This window comes from Stappia sediminis (assembly GCF_009826895.1).
Lineage (GTDB): Bacteria > Pseudomonadota > Alphaproteobacteria > Rhizobiales > Stappiaceae > Hongsoonwoonella > Hongsoonwoonella sediminis.
The window spans coordinates 650,633-666,993 of record NZ_WUMV01000002.1 but is presented as its reverse complement, the minus strand read 5'-3'; the positions used below and the strand labels follow the sequence as shown (position 1 = coordinate 666,993).

General features: G+C 58.0%; 15 protein-coding genes. 10 read left to right on the top strand and 5 right to left on the bottom strand.

Translation table 11 applies throughout. From position 1 onward, the window contains the following. Positions 1–25: 25 nt before the first annotated feature. Together argS and GR183_RS06540 are read right to left on the bottom strand one after the other, a co-directional pair. Entirely contained in the window at positions 26–1,792 is a 1,767-nt protein-coding gene (gene argS, locus GR183_RS06545; RefSeq protein WP_160774764.1) for an arginine--tRNA ligase, read from the bottom strand. A gap of 78 nt (positions 1,793–1,870) precedes the next feature. Then, positions 1,871–3,088, bottom strand: a complete 1,218-nt coding sequence (locus GR183_RS06540; RefSeq protein WP_160774763.1) for a deoxyguanosinetriphosphate triphosphohydrolase — start codon at positions 3,086–3,088, stop codon at positions 1,871–1,873. Between the two features lie 181 nt (positions 3,089–3,269). Here GR183_RS06540 and erpA point away from each other — a divergent pair, with 181 nt between their 5' ends. From erpA to GR183_RS06520, 4 genes are all read left to right on the top strand, one after another. Beyond that, entirely contained in the window at positions 3,270–3,614 is a 345-nt protein-coding gene (gene erpA / locus GR183_RS06535; protein ID WP_160774762.1) for an iron-sulfur cluster insertion protein ErpA, read from the top strand. 46 nt (positions 3,615–3,660) lie between these two features. Further along, positions 3,661–4,449, top strand: coding sequence for an exodeoxyribonuclease III (gene xth / locus GR183_RS06530; protein ID WP_160774761.1), 789 nt, complete (start codon positions 3,661–3,663; stop codon positions 4,447–4,449). A gap of 32 nt (positions 4,450–4,481) precedes the next feature. Next, a complete protein-coding gene (locus GR183_RS06525; RefSeq protein WP_160774760.1) occupies positions 4,482–5,630 on the top strand; it encodes an alanine racemase in 1,149 nt (382 codons plus the stop codon). Positions 5,631–5,697: 67 nt separating this feature from the next. Further along, positions 5,698–5,979 carry a hypothetical protein gene (locus GR183_RS06520; protein WP_160774759.1) on the top strand — a complete coding sequence of 94 codons (282 nt, stop codon included), beginning with the start codon at positions 5,698–5,700 and terminating at the stop codon, positions 5,977–5,979. 53 nt (positions 5,980–6,032) lie between these two features. Here GR183_RS06520 and GR183_RS06515 read toward each other — a convergent pair whose 3' ends face one another. Then, complete coding sequence (locus GR183_RS06515; RefSeq protein ID WP_202395864.1) at positions 6,033–6,836, bottom strand: tetratricopeptide repeat protein; 804 nt, start codon at positions 6,834–6,836, stop codon at positions 6,033–6,035. Between the two features lie 876 nt (positions 6,837–7,712). Between GR183_RS06515 and parE the strand changes: the two genes are divergently transcribed. Together parE and GR183_RS06505 are read left to right on the top strand one after the other, a co-directional pair. After that, positions 7,713–9,779 carry a DNA topoisomerase IV subunit B gene (gene parE, locus GR183_RS06510; RefSeq protein ID WP_202395863.1) on the top strand — a complete coding sequence of 689 codons (2,067 nt, stop codon included), beginning with the start codon at positions 7,713–7,715 and terminating at the stop codon, positions 9,777–9,779. 259 nt (positions 9,780–10,038) lie between these two features. Beyond that, positions 10,039–10,800, top strand: a complete 762-nt coding sequence (locus GR183_RS06505) for a sulfotransferase family 2 domain-containing protein (RefSeq protein WP_160774757.1) — start codon at positions 10,039–10,041, stop codon at positions 10,798–10,800. Between the two features lie 122 nt (positions 10,801–10,922). Here GR183_RS06505 and GR183_RS06500 read toward each other — a convergent pair whose 3' ends face one another. Beyond that, positions 10,923–11,108: a hypothetical protein gene (locus GR183_RS06500; RefSeq protein ID WP_160774756.1), complete on the bottom strand. Its 186-nt coding sequence runs from the start codon at positions 11,106–11,108 to the stop codon at positions 10,923–10,925. Between GR183_RS06500 and GR183_RS06495 the strand changes: the two genes are divergently transcribed. From GR183_RS06495 to GR183_RS06480, 4 genes are all read left to right on the top strand, one after another. Next, the gene (locus GR183_RS06495) at positions 11,109–11,405 is read left to right on the top strand and encodes a hypothetical protein (RefSeq protein ID WP_160774755.1); all 297 of its coding nucleotides are present in this window, start codon (positions 11,109–11,111) and stop codon (positions 11,403–11,405) included. A gap of 181 nt (positions 11,406–11,586) precedes the next feature. Beyond that, positions 11,587–12,999, top strand: coding sequence for a DEAD/DEAH box helicase (locus tag GR183_RS06490; RefSeq protein WP_160774754.1), 1,413 nt, complete (start codon positions 11,587–11,589; stop codon positions 12,997–12,999). Positions 13,000–13,122: 123 nt separating this feature from the next. Next, a complete protein-coding gene (locus GR183_RS06485) occupies positions 13,123–14,220 on the top strand; it encodes a diguanylate cyclase (protein ID WP_208999765.1) in 1,098 nt (365 codons plus the stop codon). Between the two features lie 602 nt (positions 14,221–14,822). After that, positions 14,823–15,851, top strand: a complete 1,029-nt coding sequence (locus GR183_RS06480) for a hypothetical protein (protein ID WP_160774753.1) — start codon at positions 14,823–14,825, stop codon at positions 15,849–15,851. Between the two features lie 120 nt (positions 15,852–15,971). Here GR183_RS06480 and GR183_RS06475 read toward each other — a convergent pair whose 3' ends face one another. Further along, entirely contained in the window at positions 15,972–16,271 is a 300-nt protein-coding gene (locus GR183_RS06475; protein ID WP_202395862.1) for a TfoX/Sxy family protein, read from the bottom strand. Positions 16,272–16,361: the final 90 nt, after the last annotated feature.

Genomic DNA, 16,361 nt, shown 5'->3' with positions numbered 1-16,361 from the left:
AAATCGAACCGGACGCGCCATGCGGTTACCGCATCTCCTCAGGAGCGTCTACGCCAAGAATATCAAGTCCCGACGCAAGCACAAACGAGATAGCCTGCACCAATGCTAGGCGTGCCATTGTCGTTTGTGGTTCTTTAGAGTTAATAAAGCGTAATTGAGGCATATCCTTGCCTCTATTCCAGTGTGAATGCAGCGCACTAGCTAAATCATGCAGGTAAAACGCTATACGGTGCGGCTCATGCGCCTCTGCAGCCGCTTCGACGACCCGCGGCCAGACCGCAAGACGCGCAATCAGTTCCCTTTCACCCGAATCACTTAATTCGGAGAAGTCGGCGGCCCGTAGCGCCGCCGGCGAAAGATCGGCATCGCCCATCTCCTCGCGCGCCTGGCGCATGACAGAACAGCAGCGGGCATGACCGTACTGAACGTAGAAGACCGGATTGTCCTTGGACTGATCCGTCACCTTTTGAAAATCGAAATCGAGCGGCGCATCGTTCTTTCGGTAAAGCATCATGAAGCGCACCGGATCGCGCCCGACTTCCTCCACCACGTCGCGCAGGGTGATGAAGTCGCCGGAACGCTTTGACATGCGCACGGGTTCCCCGGCGCGGAACAGCTTCACGAGCTGGCAGAGGCGCACGATCACTTCCGCCTCGCCGCCCGAAACGGCACGGCCGACGGCCTCAAGCCGCTTGACGTAGCCGCCATGATCGGCGCCGAGAATGTAGATCATCTCCTTGTAACCGCGCAGGTACTTGGAGCGAAAATAAGCGACATCCGCAGCAAAATAGGTGTAGGAACCATCCGATTTCTTGAGAGGCCGGTCGATATCGTCGCCATAGTCGGTCGCCCGGAAGAGCGTTTGCTCGCGATCTTCCCAATCTTCGGGCAACTGGCCCTTGGGCGGCGGCAATGTTCCCTCATAGACGAGATTGCGGGTACGAAGATCGGCCAGCATCTCGTCGATCTCCGATTTGCCGCCATTTGAGCGATCATGCAGCGAGCGTTCGGAGAAGAATTCTTCGTGATGGACATTGAGGAGCGCCAGATCCTCACGGATCAACTCCATCATCGCCTCGATCGAGAAATCGCGCACGATGGCAAGCCACTCGCCCTCTTCCATCGCCAAGAGCGTATCGCCGTATTTTTCCGCAAGCTCCTTGCCGACGGGCACCAGATAGTCGCCCGGATAAAGCCCCTCCGGGATCTTGCCGATATCCTGTCCCAAGGCCTCGCGGTACCGCAGGAAAGCCGACCGCGCGAGCACATCGATCTGAACGCCCGCGTCGTTGATGTAATATTCCCGCGTCACGTCGTAGCCGGCAAAAGCAAGGAGATTGGCAAGCGCATCGCCAACCACCGCACCACGGCAATGGCCCACATGCATCGGCCCGGTCGGATTCGCCGAAACGTATTCGACGTTGACCTTCTTGCCAGCGCCGAAGTCGGATCGCCCGAAATTCCCCGCCTCGTCCAGCACCGAGCCGAGAACCCCATGCCAGACGGCATCCGAAAGGCGCAGATTGATGAAGCCGGGGCCAGCGACATCGGCGGAAACGATGTCCTCATCCTGCAAAAGCGCTTCGCAGATCCTGCCCGCAAGCTCGCGTGGGTTCGTCTTTAGCGGCTTGGCAAGCACCATCGCCGCGTTGGTCGCAAGATCGCCATGCGCGGGATCGCGCGGCGGCTCGACGACGATGCGCGACAGATCGAGCGCTGCACCGTCCCCGTTAAGCTTCAGGCCTTCGACGGCGTTACGAACGCGGGCGGAAAAATCGGCAAAGAGGTTCATTTATGCACTCGACGTGATGCGCTCGGGCGCCAATCGCCGGCAGCGCTTCGTTTTCCATATGGGGAACTTGGCGCGGAACTAGCCCAAATCAGGGGTATCGTCAAACAACCGCCGGTGCTCGTCGACGGCATAACGGTCCGTCATCCCGGCGATATAGTCGCATACGCGGCGGGCGACACGGGTTTCCTCCGCGCCGTCAAGACCTTCATGCCATTCTTTCGGCATTGCCGCAGGCTCATCCATGTAGCGGCCGAACAAATCCCGCACAACCTTGGAGACCTGCCTCCTGACGGCAAGAACCTCCTCGTGGCGATAAACATGCGCGAAGAGGAAAGCCTTCACCTCCTTTTCGGCAAGTTGCATGCCGGGCGAGAAGTCGACCATGGCTCCCTGGGCATTGCGCACATCATCCGCAGAGCGCGGCTTCAGCCTCTCCAGCCGCACGATTCCTTCCGAAATCACGTCCTCGACCATCCGCGTGATACAGCGGCGCACGATCTCATGGATCCTGCGTGGAAGCTCAAGGACCGGATAGCGGTCGTCCACCTCTTCAAGGATACTGGCGAGGAATGGGACCTCGCGCATTTCCTCGATTTCGAACAGTCCCGCTCGAAGGCCGTCATCCAGGTCATGTGCGTCGTAGGCGATATCGTCGGCAATTGCCGCAGCTTGCGCCTCCGCGCTCGGCCACGACCAGAGCCAGAGATCGTATTCCTTTGCGAAACTGCGAATGGCGAAAGGCAACCCGGAGCCTGCGAACTTGCCAAGCGCCTCTCCATCGCGCGTCATCAGCGGCCCGTTGTGCTTTACGAGCCCTTCGAGTGTTTCCCACGAAAGGTTCAGGCCGTCGAAGTCCGCATAGCGTCTCTCCAATCTCGTCACGACGCGGAGCGACTGCGCGTTATGGTCAAAGCCGCCGTAAGGCGCCATGCATTCGTGCATGACATCCTCGCCCTCATGACCGAAGGGCGTATGGCCAAGATCATGCGCAAGCGCCAGGCACTCCGCCAGGTCTTCATCGAGCCGCAGGGCACGGGCGAGCGAACGCGCAATCTGCGAAACCTCGATCGTATGCGTGAGCCGCGTACGATAGTGGTCGCCCTCATGATAGACGAACACCTGCGTCTTGTGCTTCAGGCGGCGAAACGCAGCGGAATGGATGATCCGGTCACGATCGCGCTGGAAGGGCGTGCGCGTAGGGCTTGCCGGTTCCGGATAGAGCCGACCGCGGCTTTCATCGGGGTTGACCGCATATTCGGCGCGCGGCTGCGCCCCGTATCCCAGTGTAGCGACCATACCTGCTCCTGCTCAGGGTCTTGTCTATGCGTGCAGGCCCTTACGAACTTCCAGCAAAGGAAAGCTTATTGACGGACACTTCGCCCGTTCATACCTATTTGATAAGCTTACAAACAAGGGGCAGAGCGATCACGACACCGATTTTCGCTCAATCCCGCCTCAAGAACCGAGATGACCGACCATGACCGAAACGATCAATACGCCCGTCGCAGTAACCGAACGCGCCGCGCGGCGGATTGCCAAGATCCTGTCCAAGGAAGCGCCCGGCACAGTCCTGCGCGTCAGCGTGGAAGGCGGCGGTTGTTCCGGATTCCAGTATAAATACGATTTCGTGAAGGAACGCGAAGCCGACGACCTCGTCCTGGAGCGCGACGGCGCGACCGTGCTTATCGATCCGGTATCTCTGCAGTATATGGAAGGCTCGGAGATCGATTTCGTCGACGACCTGATCGGCCAGGCGTTTCAGATCAACAACCCGAATGCCACGGCGGGCTGCGGCTGCGGCACTAGCTTTTCGGTATTCTGACGCGATAACCATCCGAAGAAAATAAAACCAGCCAAGGGATCCGCGCGTGAAAATCGCCACCTGGAATATCAACGGCGTGAAAGCGCGTATCGATACCGTTCTCGACTGGCTGAAGGAAGCCTCACCCGATATCGCCTGCCTGCAGGAGATCAAGTCGGTCGACGAGAATTTTCCGCGCGAAGCCTTTGAAGACCTCGGTTATAATGTTGAAACGCATGGACAAAAAGGCTTCAACGGAGTTGCCCTCCTCTCCAAATCTCCCTTCGACGAGGTGATCCGCAGGCTTCCCGGAGACGACGGCGACGAACAGGCCCGCTATATCGAGGGGGTCATCTCTTTGCAGGACAGCGCACGCAGCGTGCGCGTCGGATGCCTTTACCTCCCGAACGGCAATCCCATCGGGGGCGAAAAATTCACCTACAAGCTTTCCTGGATGGAACGCCTGCAAAAGCTGGCGCTGGAGCATCTGGCCGCAGAAGAAGCGTTCCTGCTGCTCGGCGACTACAATGTGATCCCCGATCCAATCGACGCCAAAAACCCGGACAACTGGAAGGACGACGCGCTGTTTCAGCCCGAAAGCCGGCAGGCTTTCCGCGAGCTTGCGAACCTTGGCTTTACCGAGGCGGTGCGGGCAACGACCGACGGCGCGGAGGTCTACACCTTCTGGGACTACCAGGCCGGCGCCTGGCAGAAGAACAACGGCATCCGCATCGATCATATCCTCCTGTCGCCGCAAGCGACCGACCTCTTCAAGGATTGCGGGATCGACAAGCACGTGCGCGGCTGGGAAAAGCCGTCCGATCATGTTCCCGTCTGGGTGAACCTCGCCGCCTGAATGGTTGATTCAATAGCCTGAGAAATCCGAAGATGCCCCTTCCCCCCGATCTCGAGACACCCTGCCTGATCCTTCACCGCGACCGCCTGGAACGTAACGTCAAGGCGATGGCGGATCGCTTCCGCGAGATCGGTGTGCCGCTGCGCCCGCATCTGAAAACCGCAAAGTCGATCGACGTCGCACGCATCTGCGCCGAATACGGGGCCGACAGGTGGACCGTATCGACACTGCGGGAAGCGGAATATTTCGCCGCTCACGGGCTGACGGATATCCTGTATGCAGTCTCCATCATTCCGGCAAAGCTCGAGCGGGTCTCCGCGCTCAACCGCAAGGGGGCGGATGTGGCCGTTTGTCTCGACACGCTGGATACGGCACAGGCGTTGGCCCGCGCATCGATCGACGGACCGCCGTTGCGGGTTTTCCTTGAAATCGATGTCGACCGCCACCGCACCGGATTGCGGCCCGAGGAAGCCCGGCTGATCGAGATCGCACAGACGATCCATGATGCGGAGAGGCTTCAGCTTTACGGTGTCATGGCACATGGCGGGGAAAGCTATGCCGCCAGATCGCTCACCGAGTTGGAGGCGATGGCAGAACAGGAGCGCAGCATCACGGTGGCAGCGGCGGATGCTGTCCGCGAAGCTGGGATGCCCCGCCCGATCGTCAGCGTCGGATCGACGCCGACAGCGCGGTTCGGACGCTCATTCGACGGCGTTTCGGAAGTGCGGGCCGGCGTCTACATGTTTCAGGATGTCTTTCAGTCGAACCTTGCTATAGCGCCGCTCGACGACATCGCGGTAACCGTGCTCGCAAGCGTCGTCAGCCATGCGCCGCACCTGAACCGGCTTATCCTGGACGCGGGCGGCCTCGCCCTTTCGAAAGATCGCTCCTGCGCGACCCAGGAAAACGACTGCGGCTACGGGTTTCTGGCGGACGAAGACGGCACTGCGATTGCGAACCTCACAATCGAAGGTGTGAGCCAGGAACACGGATACGTCACGACCCGCGACGGGCAAGAGATCGATTTCACGAGATTTCCGGTCGGAAGCCGGCTTCAGATCCTGCCTAACCACGCATGCATGACCGCAGCCGCCTATGACGCCTACCTCACTGTCGACGGGCAAGGCGGAAATCTGCGGGTCTGGCCGCGCGTCAACGGCTGGGACACCTATCGCAATTGAACTGCGCAGATCCGCCGGATCGTGCTATTATGTTCGCATGAGAGGGAAAGTCATCAGTGCGCTTCTGATGGCGCTTGCCATTTTTCCCGCGACCACCGCGAAGAGCCTGGCCGGCGGCAATATCGATTGCACCTGCCGCTATCGGGGTGCCGACTATCAACTGGGCGACGTGGTATGCCTCAACGGGCCTAAGGGCCCGCGCCTGGCACAATGCCAGATCGTATTGAACAATACCTCATGGGAACGGCTGGAGACACAGTGCCCGCTCAGCTCGGTCAATGAGCAAGATCTGGAAAATACCTTTACGCCCATACCAAACGACGCGCCGCAAAACGCTTCGAAAAGCTGAAAAGAGCGGCTTTTCAGGGTAAACGGCAGGGATGATCTCAGCCGGCAGGTCCGTTACTGCCCACTGTCGGCAAGTACTGGCGCGTTCTTCTCAAGCCACGCATTCGAAAGGCGTTCAGCCCTGCGGCGCACGCTTTCATCCGCCAGCGCGTAACAGCGTTCCTGGGCATCGACGATCCACTGCTCTTCAGGACCGCTGGCGCTGGCGCGGGCGATATTCAGCCACATGAGCCCACGAACCTTGGCATCACCGTGGAAGCTTGAGGAAAACAGTAGATCGCCAAGCCGGCCCTGCGCTTCGACATGGCCTTTGCGCGCGGCAAGCTTCAGCCAGCGAGCCGCCATCTGCTCGTTCGGTTTGCTGTCCTCAAGATAAAGCTTGCCAAGCTGGAACTGGGCGTCCGCATCGCCGAAATAAGACGCTGCATAGGTGAAAATCTCGCGCGCCCGCGCCACGTTCGGCTCAATCGCACTGTCACCGATACCCGTCAAATAATAGCTGCCGAGCGCAACGAAGGCGCTTGCAACAAAGGGAGCGCGGGGCGACGTCGGACTATCGTCGCCATACTGGCTGGCGACCTGACGGAAATATTCGAATGCCTTGAGATCGTCCTCTTGCACGCCGTCACCGGCGGCGTACATCTTGCCGAGCTTCCATGCGGCGAGCGGATGGCCGTTTTCCGCGGCGAACCGAAGCGAATCCACCGCCCGCGCCTTTTCGCCGGAATAATAGAAGCGGGTTCCCACACGCAGGGCTTCACCGGGAGAAAGGTCCGAAGGCTTAACGACGCCACCCTCGGTCGCTTTCTTCTCGTCAAGCGCCTGCGCAGGCGCGGCAAGAATCGATGCCGCTGCCATCAAGGCAAGTAAAACCCTCGATCTCGTCGATCGCATGACATCCGTTCGTCATTCGCCGGGACAGCGAAGACGCCTCTCTGTTGTCGGCCGGTTTGCCCGGCACTGCCCATTCGCACTCAACTGCCGCCTTCGACCTTGGGATCCTGCGTGCGGGGCTGAATTTCCACCACTGTGCAGGTCTTTTTCGGCAATACTACGGCGTAATTCAGATCATTTGCCGATCCGCAACCTCTCATCGTCCAGGGCCAAATTCCCTCCGCGTTCCATGCGGCAGGATATCGACCCAACCTCACCACATATTCGACACCGGATTTCGCGGCGCCGGAACCAGCGCACCGAATTCAACCGCGAGCCGGCGCACGTCAGATCGGCGTGGCCCGACAAGCCCACCAATCGTGGCCTAACGACGGCATGACCTACGATACCCGAAGCATCCCGATTCAGCTGTTGCAGCGAGACAACAGATCGGGCAATCCCTTGATGACGGAAGGAACGACTGAAACCGCAAGTCGAGCGCATAAAGGCATGCACGCCTCCAGAGCCGAAGTCCGCCGTATCGCGCTTTACCCGCTCAAGCATGGACAAGAAAACGCCCCCACGTTCCGCCCTGTATTTCATTCGGTATTGAAATCATTTGAACATGACGAGGTTTAGAATTGGTTGTCGCGACCTTCCAAACCGATGGATCATGGCTCCCTTATGCGCTAAACGCTCACAATTCGGGGCATAAGGTAAATCGATACTTTGTCCCGCTGTCGCGCAACTGCCACAATGACCGGTGATTCGCTTCACACCCTTTTTCCACCCGTGCAAACGGTGCCTGACGGCAAGAGGACGGGGATCAACGTGAAGCGCACTTCGAAACGGTAAAGCCACATGAGCGCAAAAAACGACCTGTTCGCAAAAGCCGATGCGACCGACCCGGAAACGGGCGATGCAAAGGCGATGGCGAACAAGCGCCGCGAAAACCTGAAGGAAGTTCCCACGCGGCCGCGCGGGGCGCCGTCAGCCGACAGCGACTATACGGCCGATCACATCGAAGTTCTGGAAGGCCTCGAACCGGTTCGCCGCAGGCCTGGCATGTACATCGGCGGCACCGACGAAAAGGCGCTTCATCATCTTTTCGCGGAAGTCATCGACAATTCGATGGACGAGGCTGTGGCCGGCCATGCGAGCTGGATCGAAGTGGTGCTCGATGCCGACGGCTATCTGACGGTGACGGACAACGGACGGGGCATTCCGATCGATCCGCATCCGAAGTTTCCCGGCAAATCGGCTCTCGAAGTGATCATGACGACACTGCATGCCGGCGGCAAGTTCGACAGCAAGGTCTACGAGACCTCGGGCGGACTGCACGGCGTCGGCATATCCGTCGTGAATGCCCTGTCCGAGGAGCTGATCGTCGAGGTGGCGCGTTCGCGCAAACTCTATCGGCAGGTATTCAAGCGCGGCCTCGCGCAATCCCCGCTCGCCAACGTGGGCGACGTACATAACCGGCGCGGAACCGTGATCAGGTTCAAGCCGGATACGGAGATCTTCGGACGATCGGCACACTTCCAGCCGGCCCGCCTGTTCAAGATGGCCCGGTCGAAGGCCTATCTGTTCTCGGGCGTGGAGATCCGCTGGCGCTGCGCGCAGGAACTGATCGAAGAAAAGGACCAGACGCCCGGCGAAGCGACGTTCCATTTCCCCGGCGGCCTGAAGGATTATCTGACGGATGCGCTCGGCAAGGAGCGGCGCGTCATAGACGACGTTTTCGCCGGACGTACGCACAACAACGGCAAGCACGGCGCCGTGGAATGGGCCGTGACGTGGTTTGCCGGCGACGGCTTCATCAATTCCTATTGCAACACAGTGCCGACGCCCGAAGGCGGCACGCATGAGGCCGGCCTCAGATATGCGCTCCTTCGCGGCCTGAAGGCGTATGGCGAACTGACGGGCAACAAGAAGGCCTCGCTGATAACGGGCGACGACGTACTGACCTCAGCCGGGGCCATGCTTTCCGTTTTCATCCGCGAACCGGAATTCGTCGGCCAGACGAAGGACAAGCTCGCGACGAACGAGGCAACGCGGGTCGTCGAAAACGCGGTGCGCGACCAGTTCGACCATTGGCTCACGGCTTCGCCCAACCAGGCCAACAAGCTGCTGGAGTGGGTGATAGACCGCGCGGAGGAACGCCTTCGCCGACGCCAGGAAAAGGATGTCGCCCGCAAGACGGCCGTGCGCAAATTGCGCCTGCCCGGCAAGCTGGCCGACTGCGCGACCAGCCAGGCAGCCGGGACGGAGCTGTTCATCGTCGAGGGCGATTCCGCCGGCGGGTCGGCCAAGCAGGCGCGCGCGCGCGCGACGCAGGCCGTGCTGCCACTGCGCGGCAAGATCCTGAACGTGGCGAATGCGGGCCGGGACAAGCTGGCCGCCAACCAGCAGCTTTCCGACCTGATCCAGGCGCTCGGCTGCGGAACGCGCGGCTCCTACCGCGACAGCGACCTTCGGTATGAAAAGGTCGTCATCATGACCGATGCGGATGTGGACGGCGCACATATCGCCTCGCTTCTGATCACCTTTTTCTACCGGGAGATGCCGGAGCTCATCACGAATGGCCACCTTTACCTGGCGGTTCCCCCGCTTTACCGCCTGAGCCAGGGCGGAAAGACGGTCTATGCCCGCGACGACCGCCACAAGGACGAGCTCATCGCCAGCGAATTCAAGGGAAGAGGCAAGATCGAGATAGGCCGGTTCAAGGGTCTGGGAGAGATGCTGCCGGCCCAGCTCAAGGAAACCACGATGGCTCCCGCAAACCGTACGCTCCTGCAGGTGCGCATCCAGGATGTCGACCAGCTTTCGACGAAAGAGACCATCGACAGGCTGATGGGCAACAAGCCCGAAGCCCGCTTTCAATTCATCCAGGACAACGCTGAATTTGCGGAGGACCTTGACGTATGACAGGCGCTCCCAGGTACGGGCGATGCACATGAGTGCGATTGTGATTGCATGATTACAATCCTCGTCTATATAGCGTATTCGTGTATTGCCACGAATCGGCAAACCGTACAAAATTTCCGATCGAACCTTGAAAAAGTCCGTGATCCGGGGCGGCCCGACGATTTGATTTCATTTTAGTTTCCGTAACGACGCTGCGGTGCGCAAACGCGGAATGGCCAACCAGATGCACCAGCTCCCCGGACGGGCGAAGGTGAATGGAATGCTGAAATCGATTTACATCGCGCTCGACAGAAGCCGCCGCCCGCTTCGTGACAGGTATTGCGCACTTGTGGCGGAAAAGGACATCGCTCTCATAAGGATACCCCATGCCGCCAGCATGCTGCAGAGGCATCCGCTTGAGTATCTCGTCAATGGAAACGACGATCGATCACCTCCTGCTTCAACGAGAAGTAAAAACGGCTGGATAGACGGCACCCAACTGGTTTCGCCAAGGGAACTGATAAACCGCCGAAACCCTGCCTTGGCATTCGCGATAATCCGGCATCCCGGCCACAGGCTCGCGGCGTGCTACCGCCGACAGATTCTGGAACGCGACACAATTTCCGACGCATGGATGCTGCGGGGTTTTCGCATCGATATGAGCTTCCATGAATTCGTGCGGCGTGCGTGTATAATTGGCGATACGCGCGCCGATAACCACACGCGCAGCCAGACATCCCTGCTGTCCCACAAGGGAAATATGCTTTCCGCGAAATTGCTTCGCGCCGAGCATCTTGCCGACGACTGGGAAAACCTGCGAGCCGCACTTTCAAGATCACGTTTTAGCGACGTCGGCCCATGCCCCGATATCGACGAGGAGAAGGCCTTCGAGGATGCAAGCCTGTACGACGCTCTTCCGCAGGTCGAAAAACACCGCATCGGCACCCGCTATTTCGACGATTTCCAGCGGTTCTACAAGGACGCGGCCACGGGCGAGGATAAACGTGAGGACCTTGCTCCGGCATATTTCGGAGTGCAATAGCTTAACGGCCCTTAGCGCGGTGAATTCGGCCGTCGGCCTTTTGAATTCGAAGCTCGTGCAGTGCGTGCTGAAATCAAAGACGAACTTCAGATTTCGGGGACCAGCCGCCGCTTGCCACTAGCTCACGCGATGACGATATTATCCGAGTGCAAAAACGTTTGTTTCGGGATCTGATGACGGCCAAATCCAGAATTCTGCGCAATCAAACCGCCGCCCTGGCGCTTGTCTTGACCATCGGGATAAATGAAGCCGCAGGCGCAGACGAAATCGCAGACGCAGCGCGGATGTTTCCCGACGGTACAGCGCAAATGGCAGCGATTCCCGGTCCGGCAGAAAGCGACTTGCGTTTCGTAGTCACGCGGCTTGCCGACCGGGATCGCCTGTTCGTTCAAATTCGCCGCGACGGAAAGACGCAATCGAATGTCGAGGCGAGCGAAATCGAGACCTCCGGCGAACGCATCCTGGAAATCCGAAGCGAAAGCGAAGCGACAGGCACGACGGCCTTCGTCGACACGCTCGCTCCCGACGGTAGTGAATTGACTTATGAACTCTTTCTGGAAATAGACAAATTGGATGCCTACATTTATCAACCAGCAAGTAACTAACGCCGGACCCGCGCAGCCGGAAACCGATAAATCTTATCCGTACATTATATTCATGAGCGATCATTGACATTTCAAAGTCTAACGTTAGTGTGCGCGCAGATCGCGGCATGACCGAACAAGGCAGCTTCCGGCGGCCTACCATCCAGCGAAACATAAAATCATCGAGTGATATCAAGGTAATATGTCCTTCACCTCTCTTGGGCTGAGCGATAAAGTCCTCTCGGCGGTAGAATCTGCCGGCTACAAAGAACCAACGCCGATCCAGTCCGGTGCAATTCCCCACGTCCTGCAAAGGCGAGACGTGCTGGGCCTCGCGCAAACGGGAACGGGTAAAACGGCCTCCTTCACGCTGCCGATGCTGACGCTCCTGGAAAAGGGGCGCGCACGAGCGCGGATGCCACGCACGCTCATCCTGGAGCCGACGCGCGAACTGGCCGCCCAGGTCGAGGAAAATTTCAAGAAATACGGTACGAACCACAAGCTCAATGTAGCGCTATTGATCGGTGGAACATCCTTCGGCGATCAGGACAAGGTAATCGACCGGGGTGCGGACGTGCTGATTGCCACGCCAGGCCGCCTGCTCGATCACTTCGAGCGCGGCAAGCTGCTTTTGCAGGGTGTGGAGATCCTCGTAATCGACGAAGCCGACCGCATGCTGGACATGGGCTTCATCCCCGATATCGAACGCATTTGCAAGCTGATCCCATTCACCCGGCAGACGCTGTTCTTCTCCGCCACCATGCCCCCCGAAATCCAGCGCCTGACGGAAACTTTCCTTCACAATCCGGCGCGGGTGGAAGTTGCAAGGACGTCTTCCACTGTCGATACGATTACGCAGCAGATTCATGCAGCGGGCGTGAAGGACTTCGAAAAACGCGCCGCATTGCGCGAACTGATCGACCACGCGGAAGACCTGAAGAACGCCATCGTGTTCTGCAATCGCAAACGCGACGTTCAGACGGTTTTCCGCTCGCTCGACCGGCACGGCTACTCGGTGGGCGCGCTTCATGGGGATATGGACCAGCGCTCGCGGATGGCGATGCTCGACAATTTCCGCAAGGGTACGATTTCGATCCTCGTGGCTAGCGACGTGGCAGCCCGCGGCCTCGACATCCCCGAGGTGAGCCACGTATTCAACTACGACATCCCGACCCATGCCGAGGACTACGTGCATCGCATCGGCCGCACGGGGCGAGCCGGACGTACCGGCGTGGCCCTGACGATCGTCACGCCCGAAGACCGGAAATATCTAGATGCAATCGAGAAATTGACTGACCGGAAGATAGAATGGCTCGGCGATCCGATCGACTTCGAAGCGACCGCCGCCGACAGGAAGGCGCGCCGAACCAGAAAGGACAGCGGCAAGCAGGGTCGCGACCAACAGCTTCCAGCCGAAAAAAAGGCGAAATCAAACGGTCACAAGACCGCGAACCCTTCGTCACAACGAAGAAGCCGTGGGGAAAATTCTTCGAGCAGCTCATCTAAAACAAATAATAACAGGCCAGCTCGCAACGGCGACAACGTTGTATTTGGCTTGAGCGACCAGGTTCCAGCTTTCCTGTTGCGAGAAATTCGCCCAAAGCGCGCGAGTTAAAACCTGTGAAACCTTCCGGCGTCTGGAATTCTTCATAAATAGAAACACCTAAAAACCGTCCCGTTTAACCCTGCCTTAAGCCTTCGACGCCATTCTGGATGCACTTCAAGAAGCAAGCGCATCGTGGCTGAGTTCACGATCACCTGCACGGGACGGGGCATGGCTCAGGAAGACGATCACAAGCGGACAATCGTCTATGCGGAACGCGCACTCGACTGCCTTCGTCAGTATGCGCTTCCCGCCTACCCGCGTTTCTACGAAGTTTGGTACACCTACGCAGCCGGCTTCAATCACGCACTCAACAAGGCGGTGAACGACGCATCGGATTCCGCCGAGCATCTGTCCTCCGAAAACGTCCAGGATATCTATAACCAGTTTCTTTCGCCGAACCGCCTGGGCGACAGGATCGACAAGGTCGGGACGAAGCTCTCCGCCGAGATCCGCGACATGATCGACCGGCTTTCGCAAAATGCCGATATCGTTTCGGAGTACGGAAACTCGCTCGAAGGGGCTCGCAACGAGCTTGAAAACCTGAAATCCCCTGCACAGCTGAATGCGCTGGTGGCAAAGCTCCTGAAGGCTACGGCCGACACCGCAGCAGCGAATTCCTCACTCGAAGAGCAGCTGATCGAATCCCGCGAGCAGATCGAGGCGCTTCAGGAAAGCCTGGAAGCGATCCGTCATGAATCCGTAACCGACGACTTGACGACGCTCTTCAACCGCAAGCATTTCGATCAGTCGATCGAGCGGATGATGCGCCACGCCGCGGATACGAAAGAACCGCTTTCGCTGCTGATCACCGACATCGACCATTTCAAACAGTTCAACGACAATTACGGGCACCAGACGGGCGACCAGGTTCTTCGCCTGGTGGCCGTCGCTTCAAAGCAGAACGTCAAGGGCAAAGATGTTCCCTGCCGCTATGGTGGCGAGGAATTCGCCATTCTCATGCCTCATACAACGCTGCAACAAGCGGTTTCGGTTGCCGAACAGATCCGGCGCGCGGTGATGTCGAAGGAACTGGTCAAGCGGTCCACCGGCGAAAATCTCGGTCGCATCACGATCACGATTGGTGCTGCCACCATGCGCGCCGACGATACGGCACATTCCTTCATTGCCAGAGCAGACAAAGCGCTTTACGCCGGAAAACATGGCGGCCGGAATCAAGTGCGCAGCGAGAGCGATCTCGAAGGGGCGAAGGGCGCTCCGCAAGTCGCCTGAGTAACCGACCTTGCATATATCTCGCCAAATCTGAAACGGATTTGCCGACAAGGATATGCTCAAGACATTGATCCTGGAGCGAATTCTTGTCACGAAAGCGATCCCGCTTTCGTGGAAAACGCTCTAGGGTCTGGACCCATAAAATTGACGGAAATGGTATGAGCCGATTTGGTTGGATACGAGGAGCAAAAGCGCAGGAAACCAGGCCGGTTTTCAAGATCTTGCGACAAAGTAGCCGGCCAAATCGGCCATATCTTCGAGACACCGAAACGGCTTCGATCTGCCGCGTCGAAGGGCTTGACCGGGTGCCCGACCCGCTCCGCGCCCTTCTCCTTGCACTTCTTTGCCGTTTCAGGTGCCATTTGCATCAATTTTATGGGTCCAGACCCTAGATAATCGCAGCCCGCTCATATCCACTCAAGCACGATATTGGCCCGAACTACGGCTATTTTCATAAGTTCGGCCACTTTGAGATCATGCTACCTAACGTAGAAACATGATTATTTTATATAAGTACAAATAGTTGTATACTTAGATATCGGCTTTGTATTTTTGCAGTCAATTATAAATTTTTTTGAAGGGCTAGTGCTATGAGATATTTCATGATCGGAAGCATGGGCATTGCCAGCATCATCGTACTTTCGCTTCTGTATGGGTCTTTCTACTACTCAACTTATTTCGCCAAAGCCAGACCTCCGGTCCAGGAGGTCGAAACGAACGCCAAAAAGCTGATCGTTGTCGACAAGAACGGCGAAATTGATTTGCCTGTTCTTGAACCGCTGGCATCCTTGCGGCCAGGTCGAGAAGTGGCAATTGCTTCCGAAACGATGACCCAAGCGGCGGAATATCACCTTGAAGGTGCAGACACTCCAACCGCAGACAATCCGAAAATCGAGGATATGAGCCGCGAAGAACTTGCACAGCGCTATCGTACCGCTGACGGCAATGTTCGGGCCGCTGTTACAGAGGAACTAAAACGTCGCGATCAAAGAGTCACCAAGGTTGTTGGCGAACTCTTTCCGAATATGCAGCTTAATCGCGAATACAATGTATTCGTCGTGGTACAGCGTGGTCGAAAGCATGAGACAGCAGAGACCGTTCCGGATCCGGCGGATACAAATGCAAAGCAAACAATCGAACCTAAGGCGATAACGGTAACCACGAGTACTTGGAGCGAAGTCGGCGCTCGCCTGCTCGGTGCAAACTTCGAAATACACTCCGATGACGCCGATGAGCGGGGAATTGATTGGAAAACCATACCGGATGGGGAAAAAAAGACGTTCACCTGGGTCGTGAAGCCGGAGGCCGAAGGTACGCTCCAACTGACGGTCGACCTTCTCACCCGTGTCGACTTCGACACCGAAACGCTGATTCTGGAGGTCGACAAGTTCCCAAAAACCGTCACCGTCACCGTTGACTTCTGGACCTACGTCGGTCGCTTTGCCGTCGGTGTAAACACTGCGGCGGAAACCACCGAAAACGTTGGCAAGGCGATTTCGGCGCTATTTGGCGTAACCGGCATTGGCGGCCTGTGGTACTTGTTTTACGGCAGGAAACGACCACGCAGGGATGGCGGACAATCGCGACACCACGATGCTGAAGATGGTGATCCGCCGCAAGGCGAAGCTTAAAAACGCTGCAGAATACAGCACTCAAGGCTTCCGTGTTTTATTGCGCAACGAGCCTGGCCGATGACTGTAAAGTAAACAAATGCCCACCCAAACAAGGCCATTCTAACCTAGGAAACTTCCTTAGCGCTTCCCACGGGCGGCACGGCGTGCGGCTTCCAATGCTCCTGAGGCAAGGTTCTTCAGTTCGTCAGGGTCATCTGCCAAATCCTCCGGCATCTGCCAATAGGACATCGACCGCAGCTTGCCCGACATCTCGTAGCTGAAGGGAGAACTGCCCGCATCCTCGAATGCCGGGCGATTGACGTCATCGGCCTTGAAATAAACAGTGCCGTCCGCCTCCAGCGCAAACATCAAATCATCACAGAAAAGCCCCGCGCCACCGAACATGCGCTTGATCCGGATGTCGCCCAGATCGTCCACCACGTCTGCGATATAATGAAGTGCTGAACCAACGGCCAAAGCTGCCCCCTCCGGCAATGCAGGCTTTATGAAACGATATTAACGCACTGT

Excerpts from the sequence above, each read along its gene's own strand:
- argS (WP_160774764.1), bottom strand. The coding sequence starts at position 1,792 with ATGAACCTCTTTGCCGATTTTTCCGCCCGCGTTCGTAACGCCGTCGAA.
- GR183_RS06540 (WP_160774763.1), bottom strand. The coding sequence starts at position 3,088 with ATGGTCGCTACACTGGGATACGGGGCGCAGCCGCGCGCCGAATATGCG.
- erpA (WP_160774762.1), top strand. The coding sequence starts at position 3,270 with ATGACCGAAACGATCAATACGCCCGTCGCAGTAACCGAACGCGCCGCG.
- GR183_RS06525 (WP_160774760.1), top strand. The coding sequence starts at position 4,482 with ATGCCCCTTCCCCCCGATCTCGAGACACCCTGCCTGATCCTTCACCGC.
- GR183_RS06520 (WP_160774759.1), top strand. The coding sequence starts at position 5,698 with ATGGCGCTTGCCATTTTTCCCGCGACCACCGCGAAGAGCCTGGCCGGC.
- GR183_RS06515 (WP_202395864.1), bottom strand. The coding sequence starts at position 6,836 with ATGGCAGCGGCATCGATTCTTGCCGCGCCTGCGCAGGCGCTTGACGAG.
- parE (WP_202395863.1), top strand. The coding sequence starts at position 7,713 with ATGAGCGCAAAAAACGACCTGTTCGCAAAAGCCGATGCGACCGACCCG.
- GR183_RS06505 (WP_160774757.1), top strand. The coding sequence starts at position 10,039 with ATGCTGAAATCGATTTACATCGCGCTCGACAGAAGCCGCCGCCCGCTT.
- GR183_RS06495 (WP_160774755.1), top strand. The coding sequence starts at position 11,109 with ATGGCAGCGATTCCCGGTCCGGCAGAAAGCGACTTGCGTTTCGTAGTC.
- GR183_RS06490 (WP_160774754.1), top strand. The coding sequence starts at position 11,587 with ATGTCCTTCACCTCTCTTGGGCTGAGCGATAAAGTCCTCTCGGCGGTA.
- GR183_RS06480 (WP_160774753.1), top strand. The coding sequence starts at position 14,823 with ATGATCGGAAGCATGGGCATTGCCAGCATCATCGTACTTTCGCTTCTG.